Origin of the sequence: Pseudoalteromonas sp. NJ631, assembly GCF_000276645.1 — a bacterium.
GTDB classification, from domain to species: domain Bacteria; phylum Pseudomonadota; class Gammaproteobacteria; order Enterobacterales; family Alteromonadaceae; genus Pseudoalteromonas; species Pseudoalteromonas piscicida.
In genome coordinates this window covers 348,014-368,111 of sequence record NZ_AKXJ01000003.1, presented here as the reverse complement: position 1 = coordinate 368,111, position 20,098 = coordinate 348,014, and the positions used below count along the sequence as shown (strand labels likewise).

The 20,098-nt window shown below is 45.3% G+C and carries 9 protein-coding genes (1 of these 9 only partly in view); 5 read left to right on the top strand and 4 right to left on the bottom strand.

Going from position 1 to position 20,098, the window contains the following annotated elements:
• Positions 1-42: 42 nt before the first annotated feature.
• Both dnaB and alr read left to right on the top strand, forming a co-directional pair.
• Positions 43-1,422, top strand: a complete 1,380-nt coding sequence (dnaB, locus tag A587_RS0108370; RefSeq protein WP_017217222.1) for a replicative DNA helicase — start codon at positions 43-45, stop codon at positions 1,420-1,422.
• Between the two features lie 19 nt (positions 1,423-1,441).
• Positions 1,442-2,524: an alanine racemase gene (gene alr, locus A587_RS0108365; protein ID WP_026000924.1), complete on the top strand. Its 1,083-nt coding sequence runs from the start codon at positions 1,442-1,444 to the stop codon at positions 2,522-2,524.
• 12 nt (positions 2,525-2,536) lie between these two features.
• On the opposite strand, the gene A587_RS0108360 is transcribed toward alr, so the two are convergent.
• The 4 genes from A587_RS0108360 to A587_RS0108345 all read right to left on the bottom strand — a co-directional run bounded on the left by A587_RS0108360 (position 2,537) and on the right by A587_RS0108345 (position 6,566).
• On the bottom strand, positions 2,537-2,968 hold the full coding sequence (locus A587_RS0108360; protein ID WP_017217220.1) for a secondary thiamine-phosphate synthase enzyme YjbQ: 432 nt from the start codon (positions 2,966-2,968) through the stop codon (positions 2,537-2,539).
• Positions 2,969-2,991: 23 nt separating this feature from the next.
• Positions 2,992-3,462 (bottom strand): chemotaxis protein CheX, encoded by a 471-nt coding sequence (locus A587_RS0108355; protein WP_010368796.1) that lies wholly within the window; start codon positions 3,460-3,462, stop codon positions 2,992-2,994.
• 80 nt (positions 3,463-3,542) lie between these two features.
• Positions 3,543-3,977 (bottom strand): zinc uptake transcriptional repressor Zur, encoded by a 435-nt coding sequence (gene zur / locus A587_RS0108350; protein ID WP_010368795.1) that lies wholly within the window; start codon positions 3,975-3,977, stop codon positions 3,543-3,545.
• A 126-nt stretch (positions 3,978-4,103) separates the two neighbouring features.
• Positions 4,104-6,566, bottom strand: coding sequence for an EAL domain-containing protein (locus A587_RS0108345; RefSeq protein ID WP_026000923.1), 2,463 nt, complete (start codon positions 6,564-6,566; stop codon positions 4,104-4,106).
• Positions 6,567-6,826: 260 nt separating this feature from the next.
• Here A587_RS0108345 and ggt point away from each other — a divergent pair, with 260 nt between their 5' ends.
• The 3 genes from ggt to A587_RS0108330 all read left to right on the top strand — a co-directional run.
• Complete coding sequence (ggt, locus tag A587_RS0108340; RefSeq protein ID WP_017217218.1) at positions 6,827-8,521, top strand: gamma-glutamyltransferase; 1,695 nt, start codon at positions 6,827-6,829, stop codon at positions 8,519-8,521.
• Between the two features lie 112 nt (positions 8,522-8,633).
• Complete coding sequence (locus A587_RS0108335) at positions 8,634-10,649, top strand: amidohydrolase family protein (RefSeq protein WP_017217217.1); 2,016 nt, start codon at positions 8,634-8,636, stop codon at positions 10,647-10,649.
• A 722-nt stretch (positions 10,650-11,371) separates the two neighbouring features.
• Positions 11,372-20,098, top strand: the 5' portion of a protein-coding gene (locus A587_RS0108330; RefSeq protein WP_017217216.1) for a hybrid non-ribosomal peptide synthetase/type I polyketide synthase. The gene runs 1,200 nt beyond the window's last position; only the first 8,727 of its 9,927 coding nucleotides appear in the window; the start codon lies at positions 11,372-11,374; its stop codon lies beyond the right edge, outside the window.

The following is a 20,098-nucleotide window of genomic DNA, read 5'->3' as shown; positions in this document are numbered from 1 at the left end:
ACCAGATACAATAGAGGGCCTTCAATTTCTCAATGTTGTGATATGGCTAAACCAGATATACAAGTCGATACCTTAAAAGTTCCACCGCACTCAATTGAAGCTGAGCAATCTGTGCTCGGTGGCTTGATGCTAGATAATGAAGCCTTTGACCGTGTTGCGGAATTGGTGGTGTCTCATGACTTTTATACCAGAACCCATAAGCTGATTTTTGAAGCAATGGAAAAGCTGGTAGAGCTTAGTCAACCTATCGACTTAATCACGATTTCTGAGAATCTAGAAAAGAACAATCAGTTAGAAACCATAGGTGGTTTCTCATATCTTGCTGAGATTGCTAAAAACACGCCAAGTGCTGCAAACATTGACGCATACGCGAGTATCGTACGTGAGCGTGCGGTTGTACGCGAAATGATTGGTGTGGCGAATGAAATAGCAGAGGCAGGCTTTAATCCTGAGGGACGAGATAGCCATGAGCTGTTAGATTTAGCTGAGAGCAAGGTATTTAAGATTGCTGAGCAGCGCACTAAAAGTACTGAAGGTCCGCAGAGTATTCACAGCATCCTAGAAAAAACCGTTGATAAAATTGAAGAACTTTACCAATCTCCACAAGATGGTGTTACCGGGGTAAGTACAGGCTACGGCGACCTAGACAAGATGACGGCAGGACTACAGCCTTCTGACTTGATCATTGTCGCAGCGCGTCCGTCGATGGGTAAAACCACGTTTGCGATGAACTTGGCTGAGCATGCCGCGATGACGCAAGACAAGCCGGTACTGATCTACTCGCTAGAGATGCCTTCAGAACAGATCATGATGAGGATGCTCGCCTCACTCGGCCGTATCAACCAAACCAAGGTACGTACCGGTCAATTAGATGATGACGATTGGGCACGCCTGTCATCCACCATGGGCTTATTGATGGAAAAAGGCAAGATGTACATAGATGATGCATCTGGTCTTACACCAACAGACGTGCGTTCACGCGCTAGACGAATTGCACGCGATCACGGTGGGATCAGCATGATCATGGTGGACTACTTGCAGCTCATGCGCGTACCGAGCCTTTCAGACAACCGTACGCTTGAGATTGCCGAGATTTCTCGTTCATTGAAGGCGTTAGCCAAAGAGCTGCAATGTCCAGTTATCGCGCTTTCTCAGCTTAACCGTACGCTAGAACAACGTGCAGATAAACGCCCAGTAAACTCCGACTTACGTGAATCAGGCTCTATCGAGCAGGATGCCGACTTAATCATGTTTATTTATCGTGATGAAGTTTACAACGACGATAGTCCAGACAAAGGCACGGCCGAAATCATCATAGGTAAGCAACGTAACGGTCCGATCGGTAAGGTTAGGTTAACCTTCCAAGGTCAATACTCTCGATTCGATAACTATGCGGGTCCAGCAATGGATGACGAATATTAACTGTCAATTGAGTAGTGAAATGCGACTAGCGAGTGCTGAAATAGATTTAACCGCGCTGAGAGAAAACCTACAGCTAACGCAAAAACTGGCGCCACAAAGTAAGATTATGGCGGTACTTAAGGCCAACGCTTATGGCCATGGTTTGGTTAAAATAGCTCAGCATTTGCAAGATGCGGATGCATTCGCTGTGGCGAGAGTCGATGAAGCACTCGCGCTTAGAACAGGTGGCATCACTAAGCCGATTGTCCTGTTGGAAGGTTTTTTTCATCCTTCTGATTTACCTATTCTACTTGCCAATAATTTGCAAACTATAGTGCATGACATTTCTCAGCTTGAAGCCATAGAGCGTGCTAATTTAGATGCACCGCTCACCGTTTGGTTAAAAGTAGATACCGGTATGCATCGTCTCGGCGTTGAGCCTGAAGAGTTTGAAGCATTTTATGCCCGTCTTAAGCGCTCAAAAAATGTTGCTGATAAAATCCACTTAATGACACACTTTGCTTGTGCGGATGATATCAAAGACAATAAAACCGAAATACAACAAGTGCTATTTAAGTCTTTAGTTGGCCAAAGTCAGGCACCATTGTGTTTGGCAAACTCCGCGGGGATCATAGGTTGGCCTGAATCTCATGGCGACTGGATCCGCCCGGGCCTAATGCTTTATGGCGTTTCACCTATGCTTGCGCGTGTTGGCCAGCAACATGGTTTAAAGCCAGTTATGCGCCTGACCACTAAAGTTATTGCCATCAAGCGGGTGAGAGCGCATCAAGCGGTGGGATATGGAGGACGTTGGCAATGTGAACAGGACACCTATCTTGCCGTTATTGGTGTTGGCTATGGAGACGGTTATCCTAGACACGCTAAAATTGGTACTCCAGTAGTTATTGGTAACCAGCGTTATGGCATAGTTGGTACCGTGTCTATGGATATGATCAGTGTGAATATTGGTGATAACCCTAATGGCATTCAAGTTGGTGACGAAGTAGAAATGTGGGGACCAAACCTGCCCGTAGAAGAAATAGCACAATGTGCAGGTACTATTCCATATGAGCTGCTGTGTAACGTCACCCCAAGAGTAAGCTACGAATACATCGAAGGCTAAGCGCTTGAGTGCCTAGCCTGTTCTGTCACCTTGAAGCGTTGCGATAACGCGTCTTGCACCGCCATGGTCACGATGCTCACCGAGATAAATACCTTGCCAAGTACCTAAACGTAGGCGGCCCTCAGAAATGGGAATGGTTACTTCACATCCTAAGGTGCTGGATTTGATATGTGCAGGCATATCGTCATCGCCCTCATAGTCATGGCGGTAGTAGCTTTGCCTCTGTGGTACAAAATGATTAAAGTGGCTTTCCATATCCATACGTACCGTTGGGTCGGCATTTTCGTTAATTGTTAGGCTGGCGGAGGTGTGTTGTATAAACAGGTGCAGCAGCCCAATACGATAGTCATGTAGTTCAGGAAGCTGAGAGATTATCTCGTCGTCTATCAAGTGAAAGCCTCGTTTTCGAGGCTTCAAGGTAATTTGTTTTTGAGTCCAACTCATAAAGTAACGTGTGTTTTTAACTGTTAGGCGAGTTTGTCGAAGCTGACTTCGATATTGGCATTACCGTCAGGAGAGGTGAATGGCATAATAAGTTTAGGGCCATCACATTTATGGGTGATGGTATGGCCTGGGCCTGAAACGACAACCGGTGTTGCCATATCAAACTCGTAGCCTTTTTCGCCGAGCAGGTTTTTAGCACCGCCAGTGACCATGTTGGTGATTTCACCAACCATATCAGTGACGTCTTCATTAATGGAATCAGGGCGCTCACCAAGCATACGCTCCATAATGGTTAGCGCTAGGCTCTCTTCAAAGGTGATCGAAAATGACCCTTTTGTCTGTGGACCAACCATGCCAATCAGACCCGATACATCACCTTGTGCGACTTCGTCTTTCTTCACTTTTGGCTTACCCGGCGTCAATTCTGTTTGCGCCATTGTAGCCAATACATTGATTAGAGATGATAAAAAGGGGTTGATGAACTCTACATTCATATGGACTTTCCCTTACGCATTTTTAATAAATTAGTGTCGCTCTTAGTGATAAGTGTAGTGGGCTTTTTTGCTCACTGCACTTAATCTTTACATTTTTCGCAACGGCCATGAGCCTCGATGGTTTGCTCTGTAACCACAAATCCGGTTTCTGCAGCTAGGCTGTTCAGTTCATGCGAGATCGTGTTTGAGTGTAACTCTTGAACGTTACCGCAACTATCACAGATCAGTAACTGCACTGGATGTGTGTGGTCGAAGTGATGGCAAAGCATAAACGCATTAGTACTTTCAATTTTATGGATAAAACCCAACTCAGAAAGAAAGTCTAAGGCACGATATACGGTAGCGGGTTTTGCAGCCGCTTCCGTCAACTTGAGCTCTTCAAGTAAGTCGTATGCGCCAACGCCACCTTGTTTAGAGGCGAGTAGTCTAAATACTTTTTCTCTAATAGGAGTAAATCGTGCACCACGGTTGTCACATACTTGCTTGGCTTTGCTAACTAGTAACTCTATATTCATGATTCAAAATCCTTACACTGCCTTGCAATACTAACATATTATTTTTATTAGTCTTGTGTTTACCCTGATTTATTATCTCAAGTGGATACTCGGGCGCGATGTTGCTTTTAAAGTTTGTTTTTCTTGCTAAGAAGAGCGCTTAACTGGTTCGATCTTAGTATGGTAAAAGGTTTCAAACTGTGCTGCAGAAAGCGGCTTGCTGATCAGATATCCTTGACCAAAATCACATTCCAGCTGCTGCAATAAACGCAATTGCTCCAGCGTCTCCACGCCTTCGGCGACTACCTTCATCGATAAATTATGCGCCATGGCAATAATGGTTTTAACTAACGCTTTAGACTCGTGAGTGGTGAGCATATCGCTGATAAAACTGCGGTCGATTTTGAGTAAATCAAAGGGGTAATGACGGAGGTAATTCAGTGACGAATAGCCCGTACCAAAATCATCCAAAGATAATTTAAACCCTAACTGATGTAATTGGGTTAAGGTCTGTTTTACCTGTGCCTGTCCTGAGATCAGTACGCCTTCTGTGATCTCCAATTCGATAAAGCGATTGGCAATTGGGATGTCTTTTACTAATAGCTCTATTTGTTTCAAAAGGCTTGGGTCATTAAACTGCCTAGGTGATAAATTGATTGCGATACGGATGTCGGAGTCTAAGTGTTGCTGCCATTGGTGTGCTTGGTTAATAGCAGTTGAGAGCACAAACAATCCGATGTCGATGATCAAACCGCTTTGTTCTGCGACGGGAATAAACTCCGCGGGAGAGACATTACCCAGTGCTTTACTGTGCCAGCGGAGTAAAGCTTCCGCGCCAAATACATCACTGTCTTCAATATAAAATTGAGGTTGGTAAAACACTTCTAACTCGTTTTCATTCAGTGCTACGCGTAGTGCTTCCTCAATTTCAATGCGCCGAGACAACTGTTGGCTCATCTTTTGATTAAATAGACAGTAGTTGTTGCGACCATTACTTTTGGCATTGTACATTGCGGTATCAGCGCAGCTAAGTAACTCTTGGGGGGAGTTCGCGTCTAAAGGATAGATAGCAACACCTATACTGACTGAAATATTAAAATCTTTATCGTCGACAATAATGGGATGGTGAAAAAGTTTGATGAGCATATCGGCAACAGAGGTAATGTCTGCAGTGTGCTTAAACCCTCCCATCAACACAATAAACTCATCACCACTAAGACGTGACACGGTATCTTGCTCACGTAGCGATTGCTTGAGCCTTTCTCCTGAAGCGATGAGAATTTGATCCCCTGTTTCGTGTCCGAGTGAATCATTGATCCTTTTAAAATCATCTAAATCAATAAAAAACACTACCGCAAGCTCATCGTTGCGTTCGGCATCAAACAGTTGCTGTGCTAGCCGCTCCATCGCTAAAAAACGATTTGGTAAATCGGTCAATGAGTCATAAAAAGCGTGATGTAAAATGACTTCTTCTTGACGCTTTTTCTCGGTGATATCGCGCACTGCGATTACCAGTTGATCTGTTCCTGGAATAGGGGATAAGCGAGCTTCGAATAGCTTCGCTTGATCAGCAATTGTCAGTGGATATTCTATTTGGGTTAATTGATGGCGCTGATTGGCAGACTTGATTGCTTGGCTAAATTGTTTTGCTGCATGGGAGGGCAGTACCTCCGCCATTTTTTTGTTGATAAACTGCTCAGGCGACATGTACAAGTCGTCTGATTTTCCGGTATGGCATTCTAAGATGATACCGTCCGTATTGATTATAAAGAAAATATCCGGTAAAGCCTCAAAAACACTATTAATAAGAGCGTGTCTACGCTGTAATTCTTGGGAGCTTTGTAATTGTTGTTGCCAGTTTTTCTCTAACGTTTGTGCCATAACATTGAATTGCTTGGCTAGGACCCCAAGCTCGCCATGTCCCACGATGTCGGCTCTACTGCTCAAAGACTTAGTGGATAATGCATCGCCTACTTGGATCAGCCTTTTGATTGGTTTATGAATGAAGTAATGGGTGAAGCTTAGTAGCGCGATAATGATGAGTATTAAACATACCGTCAGAATACTCGCCTTCGTTATCAATTGTTGCCTTAACGAAAGAAAAACGGTGCTTACGTCATAAATTGCAATCAGCCTAACTACATCCGCGGACTTAACGACGGGCAGTTTAGGTGAAATGGGAATGGCAGCGAGAAAGTGCTGCAGATTAGGGTCAAATGTCACAGTGAGATCAAGAGTGCGTAGTGTTGTTGTGGCTTCTGCCTGACTGATAACTTGATTAAATACTTGTAGTCCAATCGCTGAGTGTTGGGTTTCGTTGATGAGCGTTTCTCCTTGAATAAGGAAGAGCGCTTTATATTTACTGTCAGAATAATAATCCTCGAGGGTCAGGCTAACTTGATTATTGTTGCCCTCCACAAACTCAGTAAAAAGATGTTTACCTAAATGGGTTAAATTTTGTTTTAGTTTTGTCTCATAGCTTTCGAGCAGCATGTCTCGTTGGTTAACATATGAAATGGAGACAATAAGAGACGAGATCACCAAGCCACAGAGTACTGTGCCCCAAGTCAGTGTTTGTTTTAAATTTATAGAAATAACCCGATTACTCATAAATAACCAATTCAATTACCCCGATCCCGTTGCGTTTATTTTTTCCTGCAGAGCACTTCAACATTAGTGTAGTCCAGCTGCAAAAACCTGTATCAAATTTGGGCGAATATTCTCGTGGTAGAGCGAGTACTATGACAATGGATTGTTGAGTTTTCGCATTAGGTCCAATCTCGTTTTCTTTCGCTTTGACCGCAAATGAATTGCTGTAAGCAATTTGGCTTTTTATATTGGTTAAAAAGAAAACAACAAAAGAGAAAATAATGAATAAGGTAGTTAAATGTACGCTGGTTACTATGCTTTGTGCATCAGTAAGCTCAGCGGCTCTCGCTTATGACAGGATCACGGGAAAAGCTTTCGCTAGTCGTTCTGAGGTTATTGCCACCCAGGGCATGGCGGCAACTTCTCAACCACTGGCAACACAAGTTGCAATAGAGGTATTGAAGCAAGGCGGAAGCGCCATCGATGCTGCAATTGCAGCCAATGCCATGCTTGGCTTAGTGGAGCCTACAGGTTGCGGTATTGGTGGCGACTTATTTGCGATTGTGTGGGACGCGAAGCAACAAAAGTTATTTGGTCTCAATGCTTCGGGGCGCTCACCAAAAAGCCTTTCACTAGCAAAATTACAGCAGCAAGGCGATACAATTCCAAGCTATGGGCCGCTTCCTGTTTCTGTCCCCGGTGCGGTCGATGGTTGGTTTGAACTACACAACAAATTTGGCAAACTGCCAATGAAACAGTTACTTCAACCCAGTATCGACTACGCTAGAAGCGGCTTTCCAGTTTCTGAGTTGATTGCTTATTATATGCAGCGCTCGGTATCGGCTCGTGAGCAATATGCCGGATTTAAAGAAGTATTTATGCCTGATGGGGAAATGCCTAAAAAGGGGGAGATATTTAAGAATCCGGCACTCGCTAATACCTATGAGTTACTTGCAGAGAAAGGCCGCGATGCTTTTTATAAAGGCGAAATTGCTAAAGAAATTGACCGTTACATGAAGGCCAATGGTGGATACTTAAGTTACCAAGACTTGGCTGAGCACCACAGTGAGTGGGTTGACCCCGTAAGTGCCGATTATCGCGGCTACACGTTATGGGAACTACCTCCCAATGGTCAGGGCATTGCCGCCCAGCAAATTCTCAATATTTTAGAAGGCTATGATATCAAGGCAATGGGATTCGACAGCCCAGAGTATATTCACACCTTTGTTGAAGCAAAAAAACTTGCCTTTGCAGATAGGGCAAAATACTACGCCGATCCAGACTTTAATGAGATACCAGTCGCGACACTTATTTCGCAAGTATATGCAGATAAAAGGCGCGCATTGATTGATCCAAATAAAGCAGCAAAACGCGATCATGCAGGTCCTGTAGAAGGGGACACCATTTATCTTACGACTGCCGATAAAGAAGGGAATATGGTGTCGCTGATCCAAAGTAATTTCCGTGGTATGGGCTCGGGTATGACTCCAGCTAAACTTGGATTTGTCTTGCAAAATAGAGGCGAGCTATTTGCGTTAGATAAAAACCATTACAACGGTTATGCGCCGGGAAAAAGACCTTTTCACACCATTATTCCTGCCTTTGTCACAAAAGATGGTAAACCATGGATGAGTTATGGCGTGATGGGAGGCGCTACTCAACCGCAAATGCATGCCCAGATCCTGATTAATATGATTGATTTTGGTATGAATCTACAAGAAGCGGGCGATGCGCCTAGAATTTTGCACAGTGGTTCATCGCAACCAACCGGTGAAATCATGACTGATGGAGGGTATGTTAGTCTCGAGTCTGGTTTTTCCATGGAAACCCGTAGAGAGCTGATAAAAAAGGGTCACAAATTACAAGAAGCAGTTGGTCCCTATGGCGGTTATCAGGCGATTATGCGAGATGGTAAAACTGGAGTGTACTACGGTGCATCCGAAACAAGGAAAGATGGTCAAGCAGCAGGTTACTAAAAGTCTGTTTGAGTGGTGAAATCAACACGAATTGTAACAGTTAAAGCACTTCGCTTTTTGTTATCTTGATGTAATATCATTGTTGTTAAACGGAAGTGTAAGGAACAAGAACATGACAAAAATAATAACAAAGCGAAGTGCCTTGTCGACGCTCGTTGCGGCGCTTTTAACTACTCAAAGTTGGGCGGTATTTGCTGACACCATTACCAATAATGTTTACTCAGAAAAAGGCTTAGCGGGCACGCTAACCCAAGAAAAAATCGACGAGCAAAACTATAAAGCTAAAATTGAGTTCGGCTGGAACAACCGTCGGATCTTAATTGATGAAACCCTAAAGTTGAATGAAAAAGGACTACCCATCAATTTTAGTCTTAAAGGGCGTTCTGCTTTTGGCTCCGCAATTGATGAAACGTTTAGCTATAACAGAGGCATTGCGCAGTGGAAAAGTGTCAATGAATCAGGTATCAAGGCTGATGCGACACTCGATTTCTACGTACCGTCTAATAATCACCTTGCACTAGATAACGCGACGATGCGTTATGTTCTAAAAAATAATAAATACGAATTAGATGTTTACCCTCAAGGCAAAATGCTTATCGAAAAAATGAAGACGATGAAGTTGGGGGAACAAACCGTTCATCTATTAGTATCGAGTGGTCTTAGTCTTACTCCTAATTTTGCATGGTATGACGACGATGGTAACTACTTCGCACAAAGTTGGGGATCAATGTATGTCTTGCGTGATGGCTATACCAAATCACAGTTTGAAGAGCTCGAGACTATCCAAAAACAAGCCGAACAGCAGTATTTAGAAAACCTCGCTAGCAAGCTGACACATGATGTCCCTGCATTACTGATTGAAAATGTTGCCGTCTTTGATGGTGAGCAGAAAAAACTGCTGAAAAACCATGATGTGTTAATTAAAAATGGCAAGATTGTAGAAATAACTAAACATATTAAAAAACAAAATGGTGTAGCTAGCCTTGATGGAAAAGGGAAAACCTTGATCCCAGGGCTTTGGGATATGCACGGTCATTTATCAAAAGATAACGGTATTCTTAATATTGCGAACGGTGTTACCAGCGTTAGAGATATGGGGAACGATCATGACAATATTATGGAAATTGAAGCGCTCTTTAATACCAACCAGGTGCTGGGTTCTCGCGTGTACCGTGCTGGCTTTATGGATAAATACAGCGAAAACTCAGCGGGCTTAAGTGTAAAGTCACTGGAAGAAGCGCTTGAGACGGTCGACTTCTTTGCCGATAATGGCTATGTTCAAGTGAAGCTATATTCTTCTATCGATCCGAACTGGGTGAAGCCTATTTCTGAACGTGCGCATAGTCGTGGATTGAGACTTAGCGGTCACGTGCCCGCGTTTATGACGGCAGAGCAAGCCATTGCAAATGGCTATGATGAGATTCAGCACATTAATATGCTGTTCCTGAATTTCCTTGCGGGTGAAGAAGTGGATACCAGAACACAAAAACGGTTTTCACTGATGGGAGAGCAAGCGTCAGGTTTATCACTCGATAGTCCACAGATGAATGCGTTCATTAAGCTACTAAGCGATAAGCGCATCGTTGTGGATCCTACTGTATCTACATTCAGAAGTTTATTGATGGCAGAAGATCAAAAGATCAATCCAGAATATGCTGCTATTTCAGAGCATATGCCAATTGCATTCGCTCGTGGTTTAAAAGGAGCTGAGATGCATGTTGATGAACAGTTTAAGCTGAGCTACCAAGAGTCGGGTGAAGCGATGCAACAAATGCTGAAAAAGCTCTATGATGCTGGTGTTCCAATGGTACCTGGAACGGATAACATTGCAGGCTTTACCTTGATCCGTGAGCTTGCGCTTTACGTTGATGCGGGTATTCCTGCGGCTGATGTGCTGAATATGGCAACGCTAGAGAGTGCCAAATTGATGGGCGTCGCACATCAAACCGGTTCAATTGCCAAGGGTAAAGTAGCAGATTTAGTGTTGATCGACGGCGATCCTCTTAAGGACATTACAGCACTGCAAAAAGCGACATTGGTGATCAAAGGTGAGCAAGCGTTTAAGCCTGCTGAAATTTACCAAGCGATTGGAGTGAAGCCGTTTACTACCTCACCTTCGCTAAAGTAATATTAAGCACATTACAAAAGTAATAGTTTGATGCTGTAAGACCAGTGCAAATAAATATAAAACTTGCACAGGTCTTACTTTCGTTACCTCGATATCAGGCTAAATTGTATTTCTGAGTTTTATCAAAAATGTTTCTAAAACAGAGGCTTGTTCAGTAAGTGAACAAATCGTTCTGACTTTCCTGTTACTACCTAATAAAAAGTTCCTAAAAGCGGTTCGGTGTAATCTTGTGTAATGGATAAATTTACTTTTTTGTTAATAAAGCGGTTTATTTATCAGTTTCTTGTGCTAGCCTTTTTCAGTACAGATCACGACTCGTTGATGTGAAGCCACACAAATTGTGTGTGTTTTACCAGCTTAAGTATGGTCTTTTTTATAACTCTATTTGAGACTTTGATGTCGTCACCCTCGCTACAAGGATGGTAAAAAAGTTGCCATATTCAAGCGTTAAAGTGACAGTGAGTGATTACAGCAATGTTGTATGCATGCTGCAAGCAAATAGCAAAAGGTGCTGTTGATTAACTTGGCTCGCGGTTTTAGCGGTTAGTTAACCTTTATAGATATACCCTACAAACGTTCTCCTACTTAAGTGGGTACTGTGTTTGTTGCGGTTAAGTAATTGATTGGTTTTTTACAACGTTACTGATGGTTAACTGTCGCAAGCCAAATTGATACTGCTCGCGCTGTTGCCAAAGGAATCCCAACCAAGTTATGGGGATGGCATGAATACAAATATTGTTACTATACTCGCGGGTTTAGCGCGTACTCGATCTCAAGATATTGCCTATCAGTATTTTTACGATGAGGCATTACCAAGTAAAACCATTTCCTACCAAGAGCTGCATGAGCGTGCAGCCTCTATTGCTGAGACATTGAGTGAATATTTTGAACCGGGTGACAGAGCATTATTACTGTACAACTCTGGATTTGAATTTATTGAAGCCTTTTTTGCTTGTTTATACGCAGAGATTATTGCAGTACCGGTCTATCCACCTAAAAAGAATCAAAATGTTGATCGTCTGCGCGCCATCATCGAAGACGCAGGTGCCAAAGGTGCGCTTACCAGTGAAAAGATCAATGAAATCGCCAAGCCATTGCTTGATTCTGAGCCAAGTCTAGCGCAGTTAGCACTATTTACTACCGATAACATTGCACTTAAATCGACGACTCAACAGTGGCCTCGTGCACAGATCCGTGGTGAGCAATTGGCATTTTTGCAATATACCTCAGGCTCGACGGGCACACCTAAAGGCGTAATGGTAACCCACGACAATATTCTTGATAATCAGGCGCTAATGAAAGAAGCGTTTGGTCACGATAGCAACTCTTCGATTGTAAGTTGGTTGCCTCATTTCCATGATATGGGACTGATTTTTGGCATTATGCACCCAATCTACATTGGTGCGACAGCGGCGCTGATGAATCCGGCTTATTTCCTGCAAAAACCGCTACGTTGGCTAAAACTGCTTTCACAAACCAAAGCATTGACGTCAAGCGCGCCAAACTTTGCCTATGACCTGTGTGTGGACACCGTCAAAGATGAAGACCTTAAAGACTTAGATTTGTCCCATTGGCGCTCAGCATTAAATGGCGCAGAACCAGTGCGTGCCAGCACGTTAGAGCGTTTTTATCAAAAGTTTAAAGTGTGTGGCTTACAAAGAGAAAGTATCGCACCTTGTTACGGCATGGCAGAAACCACCTTATTTGCAACCGGTGGACGTCTTCTAGAAAAGCCAAGGATATTACGTATTGATGCGACCAAGTTACAGCAGGGTAAAGCCGAACAAGTCGCAGATGAAGATACAGTAGATGCGTTTTATGCGTTAGATGTGGCTGATGAAAAGCAGCCTTATTACGCAGTATCTTCTGGCGTGAGTTGGGGCGAGCATAGTATTGCGATTGTTAACCCAGAGTCTTTTGAAGCCTGCAATAATGGTGAAACCGGAGAAATTTGGGTAACTGGACCAAGTGTAGCAAAGGGATATTGGAATAACCCAGAAGCAACTAAGGCTACGTTTCATGCCAGAATTAAAGGTGCTGACGAGCGGGCTTATCTGCGTACTGGTGATTTAGGCTTTATCCTGCGTGGGGAATTATTCGTTACAGGACGCGCCAAAGACGTGCTTATCTTCCGCGGTAAAAACTACTACCCGCAAGATATAGAACTTACGATTACAGAAGCAAGCGATAGCTTAGAGCAAAATGGCGGTGCGGCGTTTTCGGTAGCTTCCAATGGCGATGAAGAACGTTTGGTGATTGTGCAGCAAGTTAAGCGTACCGCGCTTAGAAAGTTAGATACTGAGAAGGTATTGCAGCAGATCACCGCTGCGATCGTTGAGCACCACGGCATTACGCCTTATGACATCGTATTGATAAAGCCTGGTCGCATTCATAAAACATCGAGCGGTAAAATTCAGCGCCAGGAGAATAAACGCAGTTATTTAACCGATAATTTTGAAGTAATTGCGCGTGCCCGTGAAGAAGCTACGCCACAACAAGCTGAGGTGTCATCATCCTCATCGTCACTACAGCAAATTCAGCGGTTATTACAAGAGTTAGTCGCACAAGAAATAGATAAGCCCGCGCGTAGTTTGGATATCGACGCGCCATTCTTGGCATTAGGTGTGGATTCGATGAAAGCGGTGCGGATCTCAGGGGAGTTAATGGAAGTACACGAGCTAGATCTTGAGCCTACGGTACTTTACGAATATCCCTCAATTCGCGAACTAGCCCAGTATTTAAGTCAGTTTAGTACGCTTACTCAAGCTCTAGGACAGACAGAGCTTAACGAGTCGAAAGGTACTACTGAGCAAACGAATAAGACGCAAGCCTCTCGCCGAACTGAAGATATTGCGGATACAGATATTGCAGTGATCGGCATGGCCTGTCGTTATCCTTCAGCAAATGGACTTGAGGCATTTTGGCAGCTGTTAAGCCAGCAGGGTGATGGGATCACCACGCCAGATCCTAAGCGCCAGCAGCTTTGCCCTAACCTTGAAGCCGACCGTCTCGGTGGTTATCTAGAGAATGTCGATGAGTTTGACGCTGCATTATTCGGCATCTCGCCACTCGAAGCTAAGCATATTGACCCACAACATAGATTATTGCTCCAAACGACTTATCACGCCATACAGCATGCTGGTTACCAACCCGCCACGCTCGCTGGTAGCGATATTGGCGTGTATGTTGGTATATCGCAAAATGACTACTTTTTATTGTCGCAACAACAGCAAAAAAGTACCGCGTATTTAGGCACGGGTACAGCGCTGAGCATTGCTGCAAACCGCATTTCTTATAGCTTTAATTTTACCGGCCCTAGTGTGGCGATTGATACGGCGTGCTCGTCATCGCTGGTGGCGCTTCATCATGCAATTCAAGCACTAAGAAATGGAGAAACGAACGCGGCATTGGTGGCGGGCGTTAATCTTATTCTGAGCGATGATGTGACTAAGGCCTGTGAAAACGCACAAATGTTGGCAGCAGACGGCCATTGCAAAACTTTTTCACAGGCAGCGGATGGCTATGTGCGAAGTGAAGGCGTTGGGGTGGTGATGCTAAAGCCGCTACAACAAGCCATGGCAGACAACGACCCGATTGTAGGTGTACTCAAAGGCAGTGCAATTAATCAAGACGGCCGCAGCAATGGTATTACTGCGCCAAATAGTGCCGCGCAACAGGCAGTGATCAATGCAGCCCTTGGTAATGCCAAGATGCAGGCGGGAGATATCCACTATGTGGAAACCCATGGCACGGGTACGGAGCTTGGCGATCCTATCGAGATCACTGGGTTAAACCGCACGTATGGAGAACACCATAGTCGTCATAATCCGGTTATTCTCGGTGCGGTAAAAGCGAATATTGGCCACCTTGAGTCCGGCGCGGGTATTGCTGGACTTATCAAAACGCTACTGTGTTTACAGCATGGGCAAATTCCTGCGCAGCGTTATAGTGAGGTGTTAAATCTGCATATTCCATGGCAAAAACTTCCGTTTATGGTGCCGCAAAGCATGCAGACATGGCCTGTACAACAGGGGGGAATAAGAGCCGCTGGATTAAGCTCGTTTGGTTTTGGTGGTACTAATGCACATGTGATCTGCGCACAGGCTCCAGCGCCTAAACCCGACACACAAGCTGAAGTAACACCGCCTTCGTTATATCTATTGCCTCTCGCTGCTAAATCGAAAGCTGCATTGCAGCATCTTGCTGGTCACTATAGTGAACGATTGTCGAGTCTGACTCCTCAAGCGTTTGATGACTTTTGTGCACAAAATGCCGAGCAAGTGCCGCTTAAGGGTGTGCATAAAACGTTTAGTGGTGTGAGTAGAGAAACACTTATTTCGCAACTGAATACTTCTATTATTGCCGAACAGTCCTCGGTAAATGCTGCGCCAGAAGTTGTGTTTTTGTTCACCGGACAAGGTTCGCAATACCCCTTGATGGCCCACGCTTTATATCAACACCATGAAGTGTTTCGTAGCCAGTTAGATGACATTGACAGTTTGGTTGGCGAGCGCTTTGGTGCATGCCTGTTGGATGTGTTATTCGATGAAAAGTATAGTGAACTACTGGCGCAAACGCGTTGGACGCAAGTGAGCTTGTTTGCCGTTGAGTACAGTGTGGCAAAATTATTGATGCATTATGGGGTGAAGCCATCCCAGCTGCTCAGTCATAGCGTTGGTGAATATGCGGCTGCTTGTATTGCTGGCGTGTTTTCGCTTCGTGATGGCGTTGAGTTGATAGCGGCGCGTGGTCAACTAATGCATGCATTACCGATAAAAGGCAGCATGATCGCCGCAAGATGTGATGAAATAACTGCACGCAATTGCTTGAGTGAGTATCAAGGGCAAGTGGTGATCTCAGCCTTCCATGGTGAGGCTGGGGTAGTATTCTCCGGTGCTGATGAAGCAATCACAGCCCTCAGTGAGGTGCTAGCAGCACTGCAAATTAAAGTAAAAGCGCTGCATACGGCAAACGCTTTCCACTCTCCACTGATGAACCCCATGTTAGACGCCTTTAGGGAAGTCGCTGAACAGGTTCGATTCCAACAGCCTCGGCTGCCTTTTGTTTCATCCATGACGGGGCAAGTAGAGAGCGCATGTATCGCAACAGCTGAATATTGGGTTGAGCAAATTATGGCACCGGTTCGCTTTGTTGACTGTGTAACTGCGCTTGAGTCGCTAGAGCATGGCTTAGCGATTGAGCTTGGTCCCAAACCTATTTTGAGTGGCTTACTACAAGAAAACAGTAATAACAAAGCGCTCAATTATGCCCATGTATTGCACCCCAAAGGCGATGACAGCATGAAGTTCGCCGAGTGTTTAGGCACATACCTCGATTTAGGCGGGGCGCTCGAATGGCAACAGGTGTATGGCAATCGCCCGAGCGCTAGAGTGAGTTTGCCGCAATATCCATTTGATTGCAGTTCATACTGGATTTTTGGTACTGAACAATCACAGCTCGAAGCACAGACAGTGGTAGAAGCGAGTGACCGTGATGCTCAGATCCGCAGCTTTGTGCTCAATACCCTAGCGGGACTCTTGTCGATGCCCGCTGATGCTATCCAAACCAACCTTCCGTTGTTAGAAATGGGGGTTGATTCGTTGATGATCATGCAGGCCGTTAGAGTATACGAGCGGGAATTCGGTTTAGAGTTTAGTGTTCGTCAATTTTATCAAGAGCTCAGCGATGTCGATAAGTTAGTAGCCTATATTCAACGCCATAGTGACTATCTCAAAGCACCACAAGGTCCTCAACAAGCGGGCAGTTTGCCATCACCTGTATCGGGCACGACTGATACGCCAAAAGGTAGTGTAGTAGGGGCTGACAATCAGACGCTTGTCGCTATCTATCAGGCGCAATTGCAGGCGGCAAGCACTGTGACCAACGCTGAAGCAAGAGCCGCGTTAGAAGCTGTAGTAGGGCAGCAGTTACGCCATATACAGGGCGTGAAAGTTGAAAACAGTGCCGTTACCTCAACAGCAACCTTGGTATCAAAACCCCATCCAAGCAGAGCCCAATCTGTATTACCTGGGGCACAACAAAAACAAGTGCAGCGTGCCAATAGTAGCCCGGCCATACGCCAACATCTTGCTGCATTGAGTGATGCTTACATTGCGAAAACGCACAGTTCAAAAGCGCTAGTGAGCGAATATCGCGCACGCCTTGCGGATTGCCGTGCTTCGGCGGGTTTCAGACTGTCGAGCAAAGAGCTACTTTATCCGGTGTTTTCTAAGCGCTGTGAAGGCGCATATATCTGGGATATCGATGATAATCGCTATATTGATATCACCATGGACTTTGGTACTAACTTATTTGGTCATAACCCTGACTTTATCAAAAAAGCACTGGCGCAACAGCTTGAAGCTGGGATGCAACTGGGGCTTGCAAGTCCTGATGCGCCCGAGGTTGCTGCACTTATCTGTGAGCTGACTGGGCTTGAGCGGGCATCGTTTTGTAACTCTGGTACAGAGGCGGTCATGACGGCGCTACGCTTGGCAAGAACGGTGACCAAACGCGATAAAATTGTTCAGTTCTCAGGCGCGTACCATGGTCACTATGATGGCACTTTGGCAACTGAGTCGCCAGAGCAAGGCGTAGAGGCAATGTGCGCTGGAGTGCGTTATGGCGCAATCGCCGATAATCTCGTTTTACCTTATGGTGATGATGAGTCGCTAGAGGTTATTACCCGAGAGGCGCAACATATTGCCGCGGTGATTGTTGAGCCGGTACAAAGCCGTCACCCTGAAAATCAACCTTGGGTGTTTTTACGTAAACTACGTACGCTCACTGAAGCGCATGGTATTGCCCTTATTTTTGACGAAATGATCACCGGCTTTAGAGCACATCCCGGTGGTGTTCAAGGTTTGATAGGGGTTAAGGCCGATATGGCAACCTATGGCAAAATCGTCGGTGGTGGTATGCCTATCGGTGTGGTCGCGGGGGCCGCTACCTACCTCGATGCCATTGACGGCGGCAATTGGCAATACGGAGATGACTCCTACCCCTTGACCGATACCACCTTCTTTGCTGGGACTTTTTGCAAACATCCAATGACCATGGCAAGTGCCAAAGCAGTGTTGCAAGCTATTCAGTCGCAAGGTCCAGCGTTACAACAAGGGATCAACGACAAAACCGCGGCATTTAAAGCACATCTCAATGCGTTTTTTGAAACCCATGACGTACCCATTCGAATAGAAGCGTTTGCCTCATTATTCCGTTTTCGCTTTTCGCAAAATCTTGATGTGTTCTTTTATGAAATGCTAGAGCGCGGTGTGTTTATCTGGGAAGGGCGTAACTGCTTTTTCAGCGCCGCCCATACAGATGAAGACATTGCAGCGGTGATAAACGCAGTTGAAGCTAGTGTACTTAGCTTAAAACGTGCGGGTTATTTTGGTGAAGTGAGCCCAAGTGATGACGATGCTGCATTTCCACTTAGTCATAGCCAGCAGCAGCTATTAGCGATGGCGTTGACCTCTAGCGAAGGGGCGAGTGCATATCAATTACAAGCGATATTAAAGCTCTCAGGTAAGCTCGATTTAGCGCGGCTGAAGCAAGCCGTTACTATGGTCTGCCGCGACTTCCCAATCTTGCGTTTTGGTGTCGATAGTGACCGCTTAATGCAATATTGCCGAGTGGAAAAATCCGAGTTGCATGTTGAGCCATGGAACGAAGAAGACCAAGTAACATTGCAAACGCGGTTATCCGCGCTGCGTTATCAACCGTTTGACTTTGTCAAAGACGCACTTTGTAGAGTGACGCTGTTGAGTGATGGCAAAGCACAGCATTATCTAAGTGTTGTGGCCCATCATGTGATCTGCGATGGGCTTTCACTACAGATGGTGCTGGCAGCAATCGCTGAGCGCTACAATCAAGATGCAAAACAAAATGAGGTGGCAAGCCGAGCTGTCTCCTTTAGTCACTACGTTGATAGCTTGCAGGCATATTCGCATTCACCGGAAGCCGCAAAAAACCAAGCTTTTTGGCACCAGTGCTTAGCGAGTTCAACACCACTTGATCTGCCAAAATCAACGACGGTGAGCGTGGCTTCATACCAAGTTAATCAGCTCACATTACCCATTTCATCGAGTGCAATCCGAAACACTGAGAGCCTTGCTCAGTCTTTACGCTGTGGGCAATTTGCGACAATGCTTGCACTTTATTGCTTGTGGCTACACAAGTTAAGCGGCCAGACTGTGATAAGTGTAGGAGTGCCGGTATCGGATAGGCAACGACTGGCATCGCAGTTTGAGCCTGAGTTACTCGACCAAGCGTTACTGGGCTATTGCACCAATATCTTGCCCATTGTGGTTGATATAGCTGGCCTTAGCACTATCGGTGAGCTGGTACAGCGGGTGCAAAATACTTTACTTGATGCCTTTGATCACCAAACTCATCCGTATGCAAGCCTTGCCGATGATCAGCTAATTCTACCTAGCACTATGTTTAATCTAGATAAAGTCACCACTTTGCCGAGTTTTAATGGGCTAGAAGTTGAGGTACAGCCAAGTGTAGCTAAATTTGGCCAATTTGAACTGACGACAAATATGACCTGTGTTGCAGGACAGTGGTCACTGTTAGTGGAATATCACACAGCGCAATTTGATACTGAGTTAATGACCCAGTACGTGGCTAAGTTCGTCCATTTGCTGTCGCAGGTTCAAGGCAACACACCTATAGGGGCTCAAAATGAGTTGATACAAAGTAGTGATGATGTGTATCGATTGGTTGAGTTACCACTAGAGCAAGAGAAGTCGGTTAAGGTCGCGACGAGTTTCATTGAAACTTGGCAGCACAATGTATCGTGCCGCAGCAAGCGTACGGCACTGGTAACGGATGATGTGAGTCTCAGTTATGAGGCGCTAGATGCGCGTGTTAACCAGCTGGCTCACTACTTGATGAAGCAGCAGGTAACGCCCAATAGTATCGTGGCGGTGGCATTACCACGCAGGGCGGAGCTGTTGATAGCACTGATGGCGGTGATGAAAGCTGGAGCGGCATTTTTACCGCTTGATTTAACGTTCCCCGATGAGCGCATCGTGCATATCTTAGAGGATGCCAAAGTAAGAGTTGTGCTGTGTGATGCTACCAGTGCGGAGTCTGCGTTATTCAATCATGGTCGTTTCAAGCGAGTCTGTATGGATAGCGATGCAGAAGACATTGCCAAAAGTTCGACTCGCAGCCCAAGCTTGCTAATTCAAGCTCAGCAGCGTGCTTACGTGATTTATACCTCTGGTTCCACGGGATTACCCAAGGGCGTTGAAGTTAATCACGGGGCATTTGCTAATTTGCTTGCATCTATGTGTCGTGAGCCGGGGCTGGTGGCAGATGACCGCTTATTGGCCATCACCACGGTGGCGTTTGATATTGCCTTGCTTGAGTTGTTTGGGCCATTACTAGTTGGTGCGTCGGTGGTGCTGGCAAGTGATGAAAGTATTAGCGATCCTGCTGTG